Here is a 17,514-nt window from a genome sequence, read left to right as displayed (position 1 = left end):
AGGAAGGACGCATCCAATGCGCGTTTATTACGATCGCGACGCCGACATCAACCTGATCAAGGGCAAGAAGGTCTGCATCGTCGGCTACGGCAGCCAGGGCCATGCCCATGCGCTCAACCTGCGCGATTCCGGCGTCAAGGACGTCATCATCGCGCTGAAGGCCGGCTCGGCCACCCGCAAGAAGGCCGAAGAGGCCGGCTTCAAGGTCATGACCCCGTCCGAGGCCGCCAAGGTCTCCGACATCATGATGATGCTGACCCCCGACGAGCTGCAGGGCGACATCTATCGCGACGAGCTGCACGCCAACATGAAGGAGGGCGCCGCCCTTCTGTTCGCGCACGGCCTCAACGTCCATTTCAACCTGATCGAGCCGCGCAAGGACCTCGACGTGCTGATGGTCGCGCCGAAGGGCCCGGGCCACACCGTCCGCTCCGAGTATCAGCGCGGCGGCGGCGTGCCGACCCTGATCGCGATCCATCAGGACGCGACCGGCAACGCCCATGACCTCGGCCTCTCCTACGCCTCGGCCAATGGCGGCGGCCGCGCCGGCATCATCGAGACCACCTTCAAGGAAGAGTGCGAGACCGACCTGTTCGGCGAGCAGGTCGTGCTCTGCGGCGGCCTGGTCGAGCTGATCAAGGCTGGCTACGAGACGCTGACCGAGGCCGGCTACGCCCCCGAGATGGCCTATTTCGAGTGCCTGCACGAGGTGAAGCTGATCGTCGACCTCATCTATGAGGGCGGCATCGCCAACATGAACTACTCGATCTCGAATACGGCCGAGTATGGCGAGTATGTCACCGGCCCGCGCATCATCACCTCCGAGACCAAGGCCGAGATGAAGCGCGTGCTCAGCGACATCCAGTCGGGCAAGTTCACCCGCGACTGGATGCTGGAGAACAAGGTCAACCAAACCTCGTTCAAGGCGACCCGCGCCCGCTACGCCGCCCATCCGATCGAGGAAGTCGGCGCCAAGCTGCGCGACATGATGCCGTGGATCAAGGCGAAGGCCCTGGTCGACAAGAGCAAGAACTGAGGGTTGATCCACGGCTCCTTGTTTTGCGACGGCTCGGCTGCCGCCGGGCCTTTGGGATCAAGGCGAAGGCCCTGGTCGACAAGACCAAGAACTGAGGCGGGTGCCGGACGTCGCACGCCGATTCAACGGCGTGCGAGGTTGATTCCGGAAACGCGCGCAACCGCTTGAGAATAAATGGAACGGGCGTTCGCAGGGGCGCCCGTTTTGCGTTGAAAAGACCCGCCTCTGGAACCGCACTCGGCGGCAGGCGTTGATGCTCCAGTCAATACATGCAGGAGCGTGCGATGACCGGCCAGGAGGAACTGAAACGCAGGGCGATCGAGCGGCTGCATCAGCGCCATGCCCGTCACGGGCTGGCCGATGTCGCCAAGCCGGCATCATGGAACGACCAGCTCTCCGTCTTGTTGCTGGGTGGATTTCTCGCCGTCACGCTGCTGGCGAGCGCGCTCCTGCGCGCCGTCGGGGGCTGATGGTCCGAAGCCGAATGGAGGCCGTCATGCAGAGCGTTCAAGACGACGTCAGGACGCGCGAGGCGCGCATTCCGGAGAAGGGTGGCGAGCCGATCCCGCCGATGCGGGCGGATGTCCATTCCGATGCCGACCCGGCGGTCGAGACCCCGGTGGAGGCAAGGCAGGGCTTTCTTGACCGGCCTGTGCTGATCGTCCTAGTCGCCGGACTGGCGCTGGCGATTGTCGGCTGGGGGCTTGCCGAAATGTTGGCCTACTGAGCTGAGCACGGCCGGGCATATCCCGACGACAGACATTTTCCGACGAAGCTGATTCAAGCTGAACAGATGGAGGCGATGATGACACCGATCCGATCGATGCCTGCGTCCCAGTGGTTTCAGTTCAAGGTCGCGCATCTGGCGCTGGGCGCCTCGTTCGCGCTGCTGATCATGGTCGTTCTCGGCCTGCTGTAGCGCGCAGTTTCGAGAGCCGGTTCCGGTCGAACTCCGATCGGAACCGGCTTTCGCTTGGAAATCGGCCACTGCGTCTGGCTGCTCGCTCGCCACTGACAGAAGCTGTCACCGAGCCCCGGAGCTTCTGACAGCAGCTGTCAGGCGAAGGGTGTCCTGTTCCGTCTCACAACGACGGAGACAGGTCATGATCAGCTTCATCATCGGATCGGCCAAGCCTGTGCTCGCAGTGTTCGACACGCTCGGCCGGCTTCTCGGCGCGATCGACCACTGGCTGCAGTCGCGCCGCGATTATCGCACCTTGTCTGAGATGAGCGAGCGCGATCTGCGCGATCTCGGCTTGCGCGACAGCGATCTGCGCGATGCGACGGCCGCGCCCTTCTTCGGCGACCCGACCGGCATCATCTCGCTGCGCGCCGAGGAACGGCGGGGTCTGGCGGGCGGCGAAAGCGTCGACGAGGTCCTACGCGGTTTTGGCGCAGGGGCATCGACCCCACCGGAACGGAACGCTCAAGGGGCCGACAGCGCCACAAGCGGCCGGGTGATATTCCTGCGGGCGGCCGAATGACTGGCCTGCGAGCAGGCTCAACTGCTGACACAGCTGACACAAAAAGCGCCGGCCGCGGAAGCGGCCGGCTCGTCTGTTGGGAGCGGGATCAGAAGGTGACGTGATCCTTGATCTCGGCCTCGACATTGGAGGGCAGCACGCTGCGCTTCACCAGATCGTCAAAATTCTTGAACTTCGCCTTGGCGCGCTCCTCGATGATCTTCTTGGAGCGCGCTTCGCCGATGCCCTTGAGCTGCTCGAGCTCGGCGGCGCTGGCGGTGTTGATGTTGACCTTCTTGGCCTGGGCCTGGGTCGCGGCGGGTGCTGCGGGCTTGGCAGCGGGCGCAGCAGGGGTGGTCACGGGTGCGGCCGGCTTGGCCGGTGTCGTCGGCTGGGTCGCGGTCTGTGCGAGGGCCGGGCCGGCCGCGAGAGCGAGCGCGGCGAGGCCGATAGCGAAACGGGACATCGTCATGGCGTGGACTCCTGTTTAAGTCCTGCCCGGGGGGAAGCTGAGCTGCGCGGATGCCGGGCCGTCCGTGCCGCCGCGCCGGTTGCGAACCGGGACACCCGGTCTCGACGCGATGACCGGACTTTCGGCCTGCGCGGCTGAACGCGATCTGAGGTGAGCGTTCAGCTGGCGTTATGCTCTTCGCCGGGTTTTCGCCGCGATTGGCGGGGCCTTATTTGCCGGTGAACTGCATCATGTATTCCGAGAAGCGCCCGGCGCCGTAGATCAGGCCGAAGCCCCAGGCGAAGGACGCCGCGAAGTTCGCGACCTGGAAGGGCCAGAACGGCATCTTCACGATGCCGGCGACGAGCGCGATCACCGCCCGGATCGGCCCGAAGAAGTGGCCGATGGCAATGCCGAGCACGCCCCATTTTTCGAAGAAGTCATGGCCACGCTGGAGCAGGGCCGGGTTATTGCGCAATGGCCAGTGATCGCCGACGCGCGGGCCGAGAATCAGGCCGGCCCAATACGAGATCCAGAAGCCGGAGGCGGCGCCGAGCGCCGCGGCGAGCGAGAGCGGCACGAGGTTGAGGCCTGAGGCGCCGGCGATCGCACCGAAGGCCGTGAAGAATACCGTCGCCGGCACCAGCCAGGACAGGATCGCGACGCATTCGGCGAAGGCAATGAGGAAGACGATCGGCGCGGCCCAGTACTGGTTGACGCGCATGAACGCGACGAGCTCGTGCATCCATTGCTCAAGCGGGGGCATGGGCCGGTGATTCTCCTGATCGCGAGCGAACGCTAGCGGGAGCGATAGAGCAGAAGCGTCGACTTTTCGCTAGCAGTCAGCAGTCTGCCGGGACGGGATGCTGCGGGCGGGTTGCCTTCGCGATCCGATCGCCTAGTGTCGCGGCGAACGGAAATAAGCCGCGCGCGTCGGAAGACTAGCGACGGCAGGGGACGGGATATCCATGGAGTCCAAGGTCAGCCCGCCCGGCGATAAGGGCGCGGCAGCAGAACAGCCGGCGGTCAGGCTCGCCGGCATCGACATCACCTTCCATCTCAAGGGCGGAAGCCGCTACCAGGCGGTGAAGGGCATCGACCTTGCGGTCGCGCCGGGCGAGTTCGTCTCGGTGGTCGGGCCGACCGGCTGCGGCAAGTCGACCCTGCTCAACGCTGCGGCCGGTTTGCTGACGCCGTCGGCCGGCAAGGTCGCGATCTTCGGCCAGCCGCTCTCGGGGCTGAACCGCCGCGCCGGCTATCTCTTCCAGCAGGACGCGCTGATGCCGTGGAAGACGGCGCTCGACAACGTCAAGGTCGCGCTGGAGCCGATGGGCGTCTCCGATGCCGAGGCCGACAAGCGGGCGCGCGACTGGCTCGGGCGCGTCGGCCTGCGCGCCTTCGTCGAGCGCTATCCGCACATGCTCTCTGGCGGCCAGCGCAAACGCGTGGCCCTCGCGCAGATGCTGATCCGCGATCCCGAGATCCTCTTGATGGACGAGCCCTTTGGGCCGCTCGACGCGCAGACCCGGCAGATCATGGGCAATCTCCTGCTCGACCTCTGGAGCCGGGACCGCAAGGCCCTGATCTTCGTCACGCACGATCTCGAGGAGGCGATCGCGCTCTCCGACCGGGTGGTGGTGATGACGGCGGGCCCGGCTGCCGGCATCGTCGCCGACTATCATGTGCCGCTGGCACGGCCGCGCGACATCGCCGAGATCAGGCTGGAGAAGGCCTTCCATGAGATCCATCGCGACATCTGGGCCTCGCTCCGGATCGAGGTGCAGAAGGCCTATGCCATGGGCGAGGGCAAGGAACTGGTCGAGGGAGCCGCGTCATGAGCCGCATCAAGCTCCTCTCGCTCCAGATTCTCGTCATGATCGTCTTCCTGGCGATCTGGCACGTCGTCACGACGACCAGCCTGTTCGGAGACATCAAGACGACGCAGTTCTTCTTCTCGACGCCGGCCGACGTGCTGGCGCGGACCTGGAAGCAGCTCACCGGCACCGATATCTATTACCATCTCGGCATCACCCTGACCGAGACCGTGCTCGCCTTCGTCATCGGCTCGGCCGCCGGCATCTTCTTCGGCTTCGCCTTCGCCCGGAACGAACTGCTGGCGGCGGTGTTCGATCCCTATATCAAGGCGGCGAACGCCCTGCCGCGCGTCGTGCTGGCGCCGATCTTCGCGCTCTGGTTCGGCCTCGGCATCTGGTCTAAGGTGGCGCTCGGCTTCACCCTGGTGTTCTTCATCGTCTTCTTCAACGTCTACCAGGGCGTGCGCGAGGTCTCGCCGACTGTGCTCGCCAATGCCCGCATGCTGGGGATGAACGAGCGCCAGCTCTTCCGCCATGTCTACTGGCCGTCGGCGCTGACCTGGATGTTCTCGTCCCTGCACACCTCGGTCGGTTTCGCGCTGGTCGGCGCGGTGGTCGGCGAATATCTCGGGTCCTCGGCCGGGCTCGGCTACAAGATCCACGAGGCCGAGAGCGTCTTCGACGTCACCGGCGTGTTCTCGGGCATGCTCATCCTGGCGATCTTCGTGATCCTGATCGATTCGATCGTGACGCTGGTCGAGAACCGGCTTCTGGTCTGGCGGCCGGGCCAGAGCTCGACCACCACGACCTGAGCAGGATGCCTTCAGCCGACAAGCGCTGCCTTTCGGCCTTCGGCCGCCCGCCATGGGACCGGATGGCTTTCGATCAACGCCAGGAAAGCGGTGACGACGGGGCGTAGCGTCTCGGCCGGCAGGCTGACCGCGTACAGGGTGCGGCGCAGATTTGGGCTGAGACGGAGCGCGGCGATGCCGCTGCCGTCGTCGAGCGCGAGCTCTGGCATGATCGTCAGGCCGAGCCCTTCGCGCACCATGCTGAGCAGGGTCGTGTTGTCGCGAACGAGACAGGCGATCTCGGGATGGCTGGACGCTGCGGCCAGCAACTCCTGGATCAGGGTCTCGCAGCCGCCGCCCGAGACCAGCATGCGCTGTCCGTCCAGGGCCTTCAGCGACACCGAAGCACGCGACGCGAAGGCGTGGTCGCAAGGGACGACAACGAGATAGTCGTCGGAGAAGACCGGCCGCGCCGCCAGCTCCGGATGGGTGCGGCTGGTGATGCCGATCTCGACGACGCCGGCCTGTATCCAGGCGGTCACCTCCGGATCGGTCCCCTCGTACAAGGTCACCGCGATGCCGGGGTGCTCGGCGCGCAGGCGGCGCAACCAGCCCGGAAGCAGCCGGACGCCCGCGCTCTGCACCACGCCGATCCGCAAGGTGCCGCTCAACCTGCCGGCAAGCCCACCGCAGATGCTCAGGCGCGCGACGGCAGCGAGCGCAGCCCGCGCCTCGACCAAAGCGGCTTCGCCGGCAACCGTCAGCGTCAGCCCGTCGCGCCCGCGCAGAAGCAGGGGCGTGTTCAGGGCTCTTTCCAGCGCGGCGACTGCCTGGCTCACCGCCGATTGGGTGAGACAGAGGCGGTCCGCCGCCATGGTGAAGCCGCCATGCTCGACGACGCCGGCAAAGCAGCGCAACTGCACGAGAGTGACATTAGCTGGCATGATCTACTGCCATCGTGACGATTAATTGGACTGATTGGTTGCCCAGCCTTACCCCGGCCCCCGCAACTCACTCAAGACCGGGATCGGGAGACGATGACCAACGCTGCAGACAGCCTGACCGTGGGCCTCGCCCAGATCGCCCCGATATGGCTCGAGCGCGACGCCACGCTCGCGAAGGTCGTTGCCTGGATCGAGCGCGCCGCGCAGGCCGGCTGTGGCTTCGTCGCCTTCGGGGAGGCGCTGGTGCCGGGCTATCCCTTCTGGATCGAGCATACCGACGGTGCGCGCTTCGAATCGCCGCTCCAGAAGGAGATCCACGCTCATTATCTCGACCAGGCGGTGCAAGTGGAGGCGGGCCATCTCGATGCGGTTTGCGCCGCAGCGGCGCGAGGTGGCATCGCCGTGATGCTCGGGATCATCGAGCGCCCGGCCGATCGCGGCGGGCACAGCGTCTACTGCTCCCGCGTGCACATCGGCGCGGACGGAAAGATCGCCTCGGTCCACCGCAAGCTGATGCCGACCTATGAAGAGCGGCTGAGCTGGGCGCCAGGAGACGGGCACGGCCTGCAGGTGCACCGCGTCGGCTCCTTCACCGTCGGTGGGCTGAACTGCTTCGAAAACTGGATGCCGCTCTCACGGGCGGCTCTGTACGCGCAAGGCGAGAACCTGCATGTGGCGCTCTGGCCGGGGAACCTTCGCAACACGGAAGGCACCACCCGCTTCCTGGCGCGCGAGGGGCGCAGCTATGTGCTGGCGGTATCGGGGCTGATGCGCCGGCAGGATGTGCCGGCCGGCAGCCCTGCCGCAGCCATGCTGGCGAGCTGCCCCGACATGCTGGCGGATGGCGGTTCCGGCATCGCCGGGCCGGACGGCAACTGGCTGATCGAGCCTGTGACCGGACGCGAGGAGCTTCTGGTCGCGGCGCTCGACCATCGCGAGATCCGGCGCGAAAGGCAGAATTTCGACCAGGCCGGGCACTATGCCCGCCCGGATGTGACCCACCTCGTCGTCAACCGGCAGCGTCAGGGCGTCGCCTCGTTCCTGAGCCAGGCGATGCCCTGACGGCGTGGGCAGGGCGTCTTGGCGACCTAACGTAAGCTGCGCTTGATTCCGTGCGCAGATCAGCGCCATGCTCGCCCGTCCATCATCGGGGGGCGATCATGGAGCTCGATGTCTGCGATCGCATCACGGCCGATCCGACGCGGGATGACATCACCCGCGCCATCGATCAGCGCGGCGATGATCCGGGTTGGTTCATCACCCTCTCCGATGACGATGGCTATGTCGAAGCAGAGCTGGAGCAAAAGGGCCGGTTCCGGCTGGCCTATCATTCGGGCAAGGCCCGCTTCGACGCTGCCGAGACGGTCGATGCCGCGACGCTGAAGCGGATACTCCTCGCCTATCTCGGCGGCGACAGGAGCTGGCGCGGCAGGCTGGCCTGGCAGCCCAAGGTCTCTCCGGCGAAGGCGGCCGAGGCGAGAGGCGAGCCGCCGACCTGGGCTGTGATCGCCGTCGTCGCCTCGCTTGCGCTGATCTTCGTGATCGCGGAGGTGTTGCCTGAGAGCTGGGTGGAGAAATTGCCTTTGGCCGGAACGACCATGGGCAGTATCGCGCTGATCGCACTGCCGATGGTGGTGATGGTCGCCGCGATGATCCTCAATGCCGGCCTCAAGGTCCGCCGCGCCAGCAGCTGGGCGCAGGCGCCGGGGCGCATCATCCGCTCGCAGATGGGGGTGCGGCGCCCGCCTGAAGGCAACGAGATCGGCACCGTCGTCAATGTTCCCGCCGTGACCTATTCCTTCTCGGTCGGCGGAGTGACGCATCAGGGCACGCGCGTCAGCCTCGGCGACATCAGCGGCAAACATGCGCAGGTGGCATTGGCGCGCTATCCGGCCGGTGCGAGCGTGACCGTCTACTACGATCCGGCCGATCCCAGCGACTGCGTGCTGGAGCGCGAGGCGCCCAAGGGCGCCCTCAAGGGCTGCGGCCTCGCGCTGCTCGTGGTCGTCCTGCTCGTCTGGGGGCTCTATTGGGTGGGTACCGAAGGGGCCGACGCTCTCAAGCTGCGGATGCCGGATGCCGATGTCCCGGTGATGCTGTTCGCCGGCCTGTTCGGCGCCGCGGCGCTGCTGTTCTTCGTCGGGCACAAGCGTTATCTCGCCCGCGCCAATGCCTGGCCGATCACACCGGGGGAGGTCGTCTCCAGCACCGTCGAGCAACGCCGCTCGACCGAGAACGGCAAGGCGCGCACGACCTATCTTCCCGTCGTCGAATTCGCCTACACGGTCGAAGGCAACCGCCTGCACAGCCGGCAGGTCAAGCTCGGCCTCGAAGTCTCGGGCTCGGAGAGCCTCGCGCAGGGCATCGTCGATCGCTATCCGGCCGGCGCGGCGGTCGAGGTGCATTACGATCCGCAGGACCCATCCAACGCGGCTCTGGAAAACCCGACGGGAACGAACTGGATCCTGCTCGGCGTCGCGCTCGCCTGCTTCGCCATCGCGCTCTATGCGAGCCGAATCTTCCGCTAGAGCACTCCAGCAATTCTTCGATTGCTCTAGGTCCTTGTTTTATTGCATTTTCTTCGCACGAACCGGTGTCCACTTCGCTCGAAAATGCTCTAGCGCGATCCGTCCGCGCTATCCTGGCCCGGCGCGGCGCCGAGCATCCGTATCAGCTCGGCATAGCGCGGCATCAGCTCCTCGCGCCGCTGCATGTCGCGATCGAACTGCTCCCGCTGATCCGCGGCGCTGCTCTCGCCCTGCGGGGCGGCGGCTCCCTGAAACATCTCGTCGAGCGCATGGGCCATCGTGCGGTCGCTGAGCCAGACGAGCTCCTGCTGAAGCGCGGTGTACTCCGTCATCAGCTTGACGCGCTTTTCGACCCAGCTCGGCTCGGCCGCGTCATCGACGCCGGCCCCGGGCGTCTGCGAAGTCGCGCTGCCCTGGGCTAGGGCGGCGCGGGCCTGGTCGGAGAGGTCGAGGATGACGGCGTCGTCGCGATCAGGCGTTGGCGACGTCGCAGCGGCAGGCGAAGAGCTCGTCCTGTCCGGAGCGGGCACGCTTGCCGAGTGCGCGCCGTGTGGGAGGTCAAGGGGGAAAGGCGCAGTCCGGGCCGCTACTGCGTCCACCATGACCGTCTCCTGTTTCGTCCGTTCTGGTCGAAAGCCGTCGTCGGAAGTCACCGCATCCAGTCAGTGTGAAAGGCCGCCTTTAACAAGCGCTGAATCTTTTCCGTCGCTTCCGTGGCGATCGGGCGGGGCCTGGTGGGCTGCGCCGCGACATGCCCGCGCTTGCCCCGCTCGCGGCAATGCGCCTATCTTCGTTGCGAAATCGCGCCCTTTTCGAAGCGCGTCATCGTTCAACCGGAGGAAAATCGATGTTTCTCACCCGCCGCGCAGCGCTTGCCGCGCTCGCTGTCACCACGGCCTTGGGCCTTTCGCCGGCCATTGCCCAGAATGCCGAGAAGCCCAAGCTGACGCTCGGCGTCGGTGGCAAGCAGCTGCTCTATTATCTCCCGCTGACCGTCGCGGAGAAGAAGGGCTTCTTCAAGGATCAGGGGCTCGACGTCGAGATCAACGATTTCGGCGGTGGCGCCAAGTCGCTGCAGGCGCTCGTCGGCGGCTCGGTCGACGTCGTCACCGGCGCCTATGAGCACACCATCCGCATGCAGGCCAAGGGCCAGGACATCCGCGCCGTGATCGAGCTCGGGCGCTTCCCGGCGATCACCATCGCGGTGCGCAAGGACCTCGCCGACAAGGTGAAGTCGGCGGCCGACTTCAAGGGCCTGAAGATCGGCGTCACCGCGCCCGGTTCCTCGACGGCGCTGACGGCGCAATACGCCATGGTCAAGGCGGGCCTCAAGGCGACCGACGCCCCGATCATCGGCGTCGGCGCTGGCGCCAGCGCGGTCGCTGCGATCAAGCAGAAGCAGGTCGACCTGATCTCGCACCTCGACCCCGTCACCTCGAAGCTGGAATCGGACGGCGATGTCGTCTCGCTGATCGACACCCGCACGGAGGCCGGCACCAAGGCGCTGTTCGGCGGCTCGAACCCGGCGGCGGTGCTCTATCTCAAGAACGACTTCGCCGAGAAGAATCCGGTGACGACGCAGAAGCTCGTCAACGCGCTGATGAAGTCGCTGAAATGGCTGGAGACGGCCAAGCCGCAGGATGTCGCCGACCTCGTGCCGCCGGAATACCATCTCGGCGACAAGCCGCTCTACCTGACCGCGGTGAAGAACTCGCAGGAGAGCTATTCGCGCACCGGCATCCCGACCGCCGACGCGATGAAGAGCATGTACGACTCGCTCAAGCTGCTCGACCCCGAGCTGACCAACTCGAATGTCGACCTGAGCAAGACCTTCATCGACTCGTTTGCGAAGAAGGCGGCGGCGGGGTCGTAATCCGGCTCAGGCTGGAGGCTGCGAAGGAAAAGGGCGCCGCTGCAAAGTGGCGCCCTTGCCATGCGAGCGTAACCGAACTGCCTGCTGGACTCGCAGCCGCTATGGCGCGAAGCTGCGCCGGTTGACGCTAGGAGAGGTCAGATGGCTGAGCGCTCCGACATCAAGGACTTGATCGAGAAGGCCTATGCAGCGCGCGTCAAAGGCGATCTCGACGCGTTGATAGACTATTTCCATCCCGATTGCCGGTTCCAGCTGATGGGAGCCGCGGAGCGCGAGGCGATTTGCCGGCCGCTGGAAGGTTGTGTGGCGGTGCGCGGTCAGATGGCCGAGTTCATCAGCGCCTTCACCTTCTCGAATTTCGAGACGCTCGATATCGTGGTCGAGGGCGATCGGGCCGCCTATCACTGGCGCGCCGATGTCACCTTCGTGCCGACCGGCCGCACCGAAACCTTCCAGACGCTCGACTTGCTCAGCTTCGAGGACGGCAAGGTACGCAGCCTGGCGCAGTTCACGGACACTGCGGGGGTGGCGCGCATCACCGCCGCGGCGGCGAACTGAGCTGATTCTTCATCGCAGTCATCACCGCTTTCGATTTGCCTGCGACGCCGTAGCCGCTAGGTTCGCCGCCTCATATCGTCGAAGGCTGGCCTACCGCTCATGAACATCCTCTCGATCCAGTCCCATGTCGCCTATGGCCATGTCGGCAATGCCTCGGCCGTGTTCCCGATGCAGCGCCTCGGCGTCGAGGTCTGGCCGATCCACACGGTGCAGTTCTCGAACCATACCGGCTACGGCGCCTGGAAGGGGCAGGTCTTCGACGGCGCCACCATCGACGAGCTGATGGCGGGCATCGGCGAGCGCGGCGTGCTTCCCAGATGCGACGGCGTGCTCTCCGGCTATATGGGCTCGGCCGATATCGGCCACGCCATCCTCTCGGCGGTGGCCAAGGTGCGCGAGGCCAATCCCAAGGCGATGTATTGCTGCGATCCGGTGATCGGCGATGTCGGCCGCGGCGTCTTCGTGCGGCCGGGCATCCCCGAATTCATGCGCGAGCAGGCGGTGCCGGCGGCCGACATCGTCACGCCGAACCAGTTCGAGCTGGAATTGCTCACCGATGTCGAGGTCAGGACGCTGGCCGACGCACACCGCGCCGTCGAGGCGCTGCGCGATGCCGGGCCGAGGGTCGTGCTGGTGACCTCGCTGATCACCAACGAGACCCCTGGCGATTCGATCGACCTGATGGCGGCGGACGGGCAGGGCACCTATCGCGTGCGCACGCCTAAGATCGACATAAACATCAATGGTGCCGGCGATGCGATCGCGGCGCTGTTCTTCGTGCATTACCTGCGCGACGGTTCAGCCGCGAGCGCGCTCGGCAAGGCGGCGTCCTCGATCTACGGGCTGCTGAAGCGGACCAAGGAAGCGGGCTCGCGCGAGATCCTGACCGTGGCGGCGCAGGACGAGTTCGTGACGCCCTCGCAGCTCTTCGCAGCCGAAGCGGTCTGACGCGCATGAAGCTGCGCCTCGGCACCTTCAATGTCGAGAACCTGCTGACGCGTCATCGTTTCGAGCCCGGCGGGCGGACCGAGACGGCGGCGGCGATGTCGCTGTTCCATTTCCCGCGCGCCGACGAGCGCGACGCGGTCGAGCGCTCGCTCGCCGTCGCGCTCGAGGACGACAAGCGCCAGATGACGGCGCTCGCTATCGCCGAGGCCAATGCCGATCTCTGGATGCTGCAGGAGGTCGACTCGCTGGCGAGCCTGCAGGCCTTCTTCGCCAATTACGTCCACCGCATCGCCGACCATCGCTACGGCCATTTCACGCTGCTCGACGGCAATGACCGGCGCAATATCGACATCGGCTTCGCCGCGCGGCGCGATCTGGTGAAGCCGCCGCAGGTCACGGTGCGCTCCCATAAGGGCATGAGCTTTGCCGATGCGCAGACGTTCTCGCCCGAGATCGCCGCCTTCGGCATCAATCCGCGCGACAAGGTCTTCGCCCGCGATTGCCTGGCGGTCGAGCTCGATTTCGGCGACCGGCGGCTTGCCCTGTTCGGCTGCCATTTCAAGTCGATGAACAATGGCCGCGATGATGGCAGGCAGGCGACCTTGCCGATCCGCCGGGCCGAGGCGCTGGCGGTGAAGACGATCATCAAGGACTGGTTCGGGCCGGGCTGGCGCGAGGCGAACTGGGCGATCCTCGGCGATCTCAACGGCTACCGCATCGGGCTCGGCCCGCTGGCCGCGCCTGTCGACGAGGGCGACAGCGGCATCGAGCCGCTGCTGGATGATTTCGCCGTCGATCCGATGGAGAGCCTGCCGCCGCATGAGCGCTGGACTCACTTTCGGCGCTACTGGTCGGAGGAGCGCCAGAGCCTGGTCGACAGCCATATGCCGCTCGACCATATCCTGCTCTCGCCGGCGCTGGCCGCGGCCAATCCGAACCCGGCGATGCAGATGATCCGGCGCGGGCTGCCCTATCGCGTGCCGCTCGACCCGCGCGAGGCCGACCGGTCGATGGCCAAGCTCGCTTTGACCTGCGACCGCTATCCGCGCGTCGGCTGGGACCGGCCGAAAGCCTCCGACCATTGCCCGCTGACGATCGAGCTGACGATCCCGAAGGAGACCGCATGAGCCGCCGCTTCGTCACGCTCGACGTGTTCACGACCAGGCCGCATGCCGGCAATCCGCTCGCCATCGTGCTCGACAGCGACGGGCTCGACAGCGCGGCGATGCAGGCGATCGCGCGCGAGTTCAACCTGTCCGAGACCGTCTTCGTCGCGCCGCCGGCCAATCCGGCCCATCGCGCCGCGATCCGCATCTTCACGCCCGGGCAGGAACTGCCTTTCGCCGGCCATCCCACGGTCGGGACCGCTGTGCTGCTGGCGCTGCGTGATGCCGCCGAGGGACAGGCGGCGGACCGGCTCGTTCTGGAGGAGAAGGTCGGGCTGGTGCCCTGCGTGATCGCGCTCGGCAATGCGCGCAGCGCCCGTGCCACCTTCACCTTGCCGAAACTGCCGGAGCAGATCGCGCAGCCTATCGCTGATGTCGCGCTGGCGGAGGCGCTAGGGCTGGAGGCCGCCGATCTCGGTTTCGAGGATCATCGCCCCAGCGCCTTTTCGGCCGGTGTCGCCTATACGATGGTGCCGGCTTCCGGCCGCGAGGCGATCGCAAAGGCGCGCGTCGCCGGGACCTTTGCGCAGGTCATGGCGGCTGCACCGAACGGTAACGCCTTCGTCTATTGCCGCGAAACCGAGGAAGCAGGGCATCACTATCATGCCCGGATGTTCTGGCCGGAGGCCGGCGTGACCGAGGATCCGGCGACCGGCTCGGCTGTCGCCGCCTTCGCCGGCGCGATCATGGCGTTCGACCGGCCGGGCGATGGCACGCATCGCTTCGTCATCGAGCAGGGCTACGAGATGGGCCGGCCCTCGCAGATCGAGCTGACGCTGACGGTGGCGGGCGGCGCGCTCGCCTCTGCGACGATCGGCGGCGCCGCGGTGGTGATGAGCGAGGGCGTGCTGCTGTGACTGGCGTCGTCGATGGCGAGATCGTCGCGCTCGATCGCGTCGAGGCGCGGGTCGAGACTTTCGACTGGGGTTTCGCCCGCGAGCGTGCTGACGAGATCGCGGCGCATTGGGCTGCGATCAGCGCCGGCAAGCCGGCGATGTTCAACGGCCGCGTCATGCTGCAGCACCGCGCTGCGATCGAGGACGGCGTGTTCCATGCCGGCTATTTCGAGGCCGATTACGCCGCCTTTCTGGCCTGGCGCGATTTCGGCGTTCAGAGTTCCTTGCCGCAGCCGGCGATCCGCAACGGCTTCGCCATGGCGGCGCTGCGGGCTGCTGACGGCGCCTTCCTGCTCGGCCGCATGGGCGACCACACCGCCAATCCCGGCAAGGTCTATTTCGCCGCCGGCACGCCCGACCGGGAGGATGCGCGCCCGGACGGTACGCTCGACCTCGCCGGCAGCGTCACTCGCGAGCTCTGCGAGGAGACCGGGCTGACGCTGAACGAGATTGCCGTCGAGGAGCGCTGGACGGCGGTGATCGTGCCCGGCCGCGTCGCCTTCATGCGCCCGGTCGGGGTCGGCCTGCCGGCTGAAGAGGCCCGCGCATTGATGCTGGCGCGGATCGCGCAGCAGGACGAGCCGGAGTTGTCCGACATCGTGATCGTCCGCAATCTCGCCGATTGCGCGGCTTATGACATGCCGCCCTTCATGATGCCCTATCTCACCCATATCTTCGGTGGTGAGTAATCCGTCTCCTGGATCTCGGTCGTCCCGGACAAGCGGCGAAGCCGCGCCGATCCGGGACCCATTCCTGAGCCTTTCCAAGAGAGGTTCAGGAATGGGTCCCGGGTCTTCGCTTCGCTCCGCCCGGGACGACCACTCTATTTGATCGATGCAGCAATGCTGAAAGGCCAGCCCATGATCGCGTCCGAAGTCCTTCCCCTGCCTGAAGGCAACCCGTTCGGGCGCGCCTGGGAGACGCCGTTCGGCCTGCCGCCGTTCGCTGAGATCACGCCAGAGCACATCAAGCAGGCTTATCCGGCGGCGCTGGAGCAGCACCGGGCCGAGGTCGAGGCGATCAAGGCCGAGAAAGCAGCTCCGAGCTTCGCCAACACGATCGAGGCGCTGGAGCGCTCGGCGCGCGGCATGAGCCGGCTCGGCGGCGTGTTCTACAATCTCGCCGGGGCCGACACCAACGAGGCGCTGCAGGCGATCGAGCGCGAGATGTCGCCGGCAATGTCGCGGCACTGGTCGGCGATCATGATGGATCACGAGCTCTTCGCCCGCGTCGATGCGGTGTTCGAGGCGCGCGAGAGCCTCGGGCTGAGCGAGGAGCAGCTTCGCTTGCTGGAGCGGACGCATCGCGGCTTCATCCGCTCGGGCGCCAGGCTCGAGGGCGAGGCCAAGGTGAGGCTCGCCGCGATCAACGAGCGGCTGGCGGGCCTCGGCACCAGCTTCGGCCAGAACCTGCTCAAGGACGAGGCGAGCTATGCGCTGATCATCGAGGACGAGGCCGATCTCGACGGCCTGCCACCCTTCGTCGTCGCGGCGATGGCGCGCGCTGCGGCCGATCGCGGCCAGGAGGGCAAGCACGCGGTGACGCTGGCGCGCTCGATCATCGAGCCCTTCCTGACCTTCTCGACAAGGCGCGAGCTGCGCGAGCAGGCCTTCACCGCCTGGAGCAAGCGCGGCGAGAATGGCGGCGAGACCGACAACCGCGCCATCGTCGCCGAGATGGTGAGCCTGCGCGCCGAGAAGGCCAAGCTGCTGGGCTTTGCCACCTTCGCCCATTTCAAGCTCGACGATTCGATGGCGAAGACGCCGGAGAATGTCCGCAACCTGCTCGAACTGGTCTGGAAGCCGGCCCGCGCCCGCGCCGGGCAGGAAGCGGCGGACCTCGCTGCGCTCGCCCAGAGCGAGGGCGAGAACGCCCCGATCCGCCCGTCCGACTGGCGCTTCTATGCCGAGAAGGTGCGGCAGAAGACCTATGCGCTCGATGAGGCCGTGCTGAAGCCCTATCTCCAGCTCGACAGGATCATCGCCGCCGCCTTCGATACGGCGGGCAAGCTCTTCGGGCTGAGCTTCACCGAGCGGCCGGAGCTTCTGGGCTACCATCCCGACGTGCGTGTCTTCGAGGTGAGCGAGACCGCCACCGGCCGGCACATCGGCCTCTTCCTCGGCGATTATTTCGCCCGCGCCTCGAAGCGCTCGGGCGCCTGGATGAGCGCCTATCGCGGCCAGCGCAATTTCGACGGCGAGGTCCGGCCGATCATCGTCAACGTCTGCAACTTCGCCAAGCCGGCCGAGAGCAAGCCGGCGCTGCTCTCGATCGACGACGCCCGCACGCTCTTCCATGAGTTCGGCCACGCCCTGCACGGCCTGCTCTCGGACGTGCATTACGGCTCGCTCGCCGGCACCTCGGTCTCGCGCGACTTCGTCGAACTGCCTTCGCAGCTCTACGAGCACTGGTTCCTGACGAAGGAGGTTATGCAGCGCTTCTGCCTGCATGCCGAGACCGGCGAGCCGATCCCCGATGCGCTGATCGAGAAGATCAAGCGGGCGCAGACCTTCAACCAGGGCTTCGCCACGGTGGAATATACCTCATCGGCGCTGGTCGATCTCGCCTTCCACTCGCTGGAGGCGCCGGCTGAGGTCGATCCGCTCGCCTTCGAGGCGAAGGAGCTGGCGCGGATCGGCATGCCCAGCGAGATAACCATGCGCCATCGCACGCCGCATTTCTCGCATGTCTTCTCGGGCGACGGCTATTCGGCCGGCTATTACAGCTATCTCTGGTCGGAGGTGATGGACGCCGACGCCTTCAACGCCTTCATCGAGGCGGGCGACGTCTTCGCCCCGGAGGTCGCCGGCAAGCTCAAGCGCTACATCTATTCGGCCGGCGACACGCGCGATCCGGCCGAGGCCTATACGCTGTTCCGCGGCCGCCTGCCGACGCCGGATGCGCTGCTGGAGAAGCGGGGGCTGGCGGCCTGAGCTTCCTTCTCCCCTCGGGGATTCCTCTGCGAAACGCGGCTGAGGCCGATTGTTTGGGGTGCTGGTTTGGTGGGCGGTCTTCAGCGGCTGGCTTGGAGGGCTCGCAGTCGGCC

19 protein-coding genes are annotated in these 17,514 nt (G+C 66.5%); 15 read left to right on the top strand and 4 right to left on the bottom strand.

Annotated elements, in window-relative coordinates; all coding sequences use genetic code 11:
* Positions 1 to 16: 16 nt before the first annotated feature.
* The 4 genes from ilvC to BMZ69_RS21715 all read left to right on the top strand — a co-directional run bounded on the left by ilvC (position 17) and on the right by BMZ69_RS21715 (position 2,520).
* A complete protein-coding gene (gene ilvC, locus BMZ69_RS21730; protein WP_092160688.1) occupies positions 17 to 1,036 on the top strand; it encodes a ketol-acid reductoisomerase in 1,020 nt (339 codons plus the stop codon).
* Between the two features lie 284 nt (positions 1,037 to 1,320).
* Complete coding sequence (locus tag BMZ69_RS21725; RefSeq protein ID WP_139219144.1) at positions 1,321 to 1,506, top strand: hypothetical protein; 186 nt, start codon at positions 1,321 to 1,323, stop codon at positions 1,504 to 1,506.
* A 26-nt stretch (positions 1,507 to 1,532) separates the two neighbouring features.
* Entirely contained in the window at positions 1,533 to 1,763 is a 231-nt protein-coding gene (locus BMZ69_RS21720) for a hypothetical protein (RefSeq protein WP_139219142.1), read from the top strand.
* 376 nt (positions 1,764 to 2,139) lie between these two features.
* Complete coding sequence (locus BMZ69_RS21715; RefSeq protein ID WP_092160685.1) at positions 2,140 to 2,520, top strand: DUF1127 domain-containing protein; 381 nt, start codon at positions 2,140 to 2,142, stop codon at positions 2,518 to 2,520.
* An 88-nt stretch (positions 2,521 to 2,608) separates the two neighbouring features.
* On the opposite strand, the gene BMZ69_RS21710 is transcribed toward BMZ69_RS21715, so the two are convergent.
* Positions 2,609 to 2,971, bottom strand: coding sequence for a ComEA family DNA-binding protein (locus BMZ69_RS21710; protein ID WP_092160683.1), 363 nt, complete (start codon positions 2,969 to 2,971; stop codon positions 2,609 to 2,611).
* A 208-nt stretch (positions 2,972 to 3,179) separates the two neighbouring features.
* Positions 3,180 to 3,716, bottom strand: a complete 537-nt coding sequence (locus BMZ69_RS21705) for a DedA family protein (RefSeq protein WP_210188068.1) — start codon at positions 3,714 to 3,716, stop codon at positions 3,180 to 3,182.
* A gap of 202 nt (positions 3,717 to 3,918) precedes the next feature.
* On the opposite strand from BMZ69_RS21705, the gene BMZ69_RS21700 reads away from it, so the two are divergent.
* Together BMZ69_RS21700 and BMZ69_RS21695 are read left to right on the top strand one after the other, a co-directional pair.
* Positions 3,919 to 4,788, top strand: coding sequence for an ABC transporter ATP-binding protein (locus tag BMZ69_RS21700; protein ID WP_092160680.1), 870 nt, complete (start codon positions 3,919 to 3,921; stop codon positions 4,786 to 4,788).
* Positions 4,785 to 5,576: an ABC transporter permease gene (locus tag BMZ69_RS21695; RefSeq protein ID WP_092160679.1), complete on the top strand. Its 792-nt coding sequence runs from the start codon at positions 4,785 to 4,787 to the stop codon at positions 5,574 to 5,576. Before BMZ69_RS21700 ends, BMZ69_RS21695 begins: the two co-directional genes overlap by 4 nt.
* A gap of 11 nt (positions 5,577 to 5,587) precedes the next feature.
* Here BMZ69_RS21695 and BMZ69_RS21690 read toward each other — a convergent pair whose 3' ends face one another.
* The gene (locus BMZ69_RS21690) at positions 5,588 to 6,499 is read right to left on the bottom strand and encodes a LysR family transcriptional regulator (protein WP_092160678.1); all 912 of its coding nucleotides are present in this window, start codon (positions 6,497 to 6,499) and stop codon (positions 5,588 to 5,590) included.
* 93 nt (positions 6,500 to 6,592) lie between these two features.
* Between BMZ69_RS21690 and BMZ69_RS21685 the strand changes: the two genes are divergently transcribed.
* Both BMZ69_RS21685 and BMZ69_RS21680 read left to right on the top strand, forming a co-directional pair.
* Complete coding sequence (locus BMZ69_RS21685) at positions 6,593 to 7,561, top strand: carbon-nitrogen hydrolase family protein (protein WP_092160677.1); 969 nt, start codon at positions 6,593 to 6,595, stop codon at positions 7,559 to 7,561.
* A gap of 98 nt (positions 7,562 to 7,659) precedes the next feature.
* Complete coding sequence (locus tag BMZ69_RS21680; protein ID WP_092160676.1) at positions 7,660 to 9,027, top strand: DUF3592 domain-containing protein; 1,368 nt, start codon at positions 7,660 to 7,662, stop codon at positions 9,025 to 9,027.
* An 89-nt stretch (positions 9,028 to 9,116) separates the two neighbouring features.
* On the opposite strand, the gene BMZ69_RS21675 is transcribed toward BMZ69_RS21680, so the two are convergent.
* The gene (locus tag BMZ69_RS21675) at positions 9,117 to 9,680 is read right to left on the bottom strand and encodes a hypothetical protein (RefSeq protein ID WP_139219140.1); all 564 of its coding nucleotides are present in this window, start codon (positions 9,678 to 9,680) and stop codon (positions 9,117 to 9,119) included.
* Positions 9,681 to 9,874: 194 nt separating this feature from the next.
* On the opposite strand from BMZ69_RS21675, the gene BMZ69_RS21670 reads away from it, so the two are divergent.
* The 7 genes from BMZ69_RS21670 (at position 9,875) to BMZ69_RS21640 (ending at position 17,401) form a co-directional block, all read left to right on the top strand.
* Positions 9,875 to 10,900, top strand: coding sequence for an ABC transporter substrate-binding protein (locus BMZ69_RS21670; RefSeq protein WP_092160674.1), 1,026 nt, complete (start codon positions 9,875 to 9,877; stop codon positions 10,898 to 10,900).
* Positions 10,901 to 11,041: 141 nt separating this feature from the next.
* Entirely contained in the window at positions 11,042 to 11,458 is a 417-nt protein-coding gene (locus tag BMZ69_RS21665) for a nuclear transport factor 2 family protein (RefSeq protein ID WP_092160673.1), read from the top strand.
* A gap of 99 nt (positions 11,459 to 11,557) precedes the next feature.
* Complete coding sequence (gene pdxY / locus BMZ69_RS21660) at positions 11,558 to 12,406, top strand: pyridoxal kinase PdxY (RefSeq protein ID WP_092160672.1); 849 nt, start codon at positions 11,558 to 11,560, stop codon at positions 12,404 to 12,406.
* A 5-nt stretch (positions 12,407 to 12,411) separates the two neighbouring features.
* Entirely contained in the window at positions 12,412 to 13,533 is a 1,122-nt protein-coding gene (locus tag BMZ69_RS21655; protein ID WP_092160670.1) for an endonuclease/exonuclease/phosphatase family protein, read from the top strand.
* Positions 13,530 to 14,429, top strand: coding sequence for a PhzF family phenazine biosynthesis protein (locus BMZ69_RS21650; protein WP_092160668.1), 900 nt, complete (start codon positions 13,530 to 13,532; stop codon positions 14,427 to 14,429). The genes BMZ69_RS21655 and BMZ69_RS21650 overlap by 4 nt, the downstream gene beginning before the upstream one ends.
* Positions 14,426 to 15,157 carry an NUDIX hydrolase gene (locus BMZ69_RS21645; protein WP_244543468.1) on the top strand — a complete coding sequence of 244 codons (732 nt, stop codon included), beginning with the start codon at positions 14,426 to 14,428 and terminating at the stop codon, positions 15,155 to 15,157. Before BMZ69_RS21650 ends, BMZ69_RS21645 begins: the two co-directional genes overlap by 4 nt.
* A gap of 171 nt (positions 15,158 to 15,328) precedes the next feature.
* Complete coding sequence (locus tag BMZ69_RS21640) at positions 15,329 to 17,401, top strand: M3 family metallopeptidase (protein WP_092160895.1); 2,073 nt, start codon at positions 15,329 to 15,331, stop codon at positions 17,399 to 17,401.
* The last annotated feature ends 113 nt before the right edge of the window (positions 17,402 to 17,514 follow it).

Origin of the sequence: Allobosea sp. CRIB-10, assembly GCF_900112185.1 — a bacterium.
Taxonomy (GTDB): Bacteria; Pseudomonadota; Alphaproteobacteria; order Rhizobiales; family Beijerinckiaceae; genus Allobosea.
The sequence above is the reverse complement of the archived record's forward strand: the minus strand, read 5'-3'. Positions and strand labels throughout refer to the sequence as shown.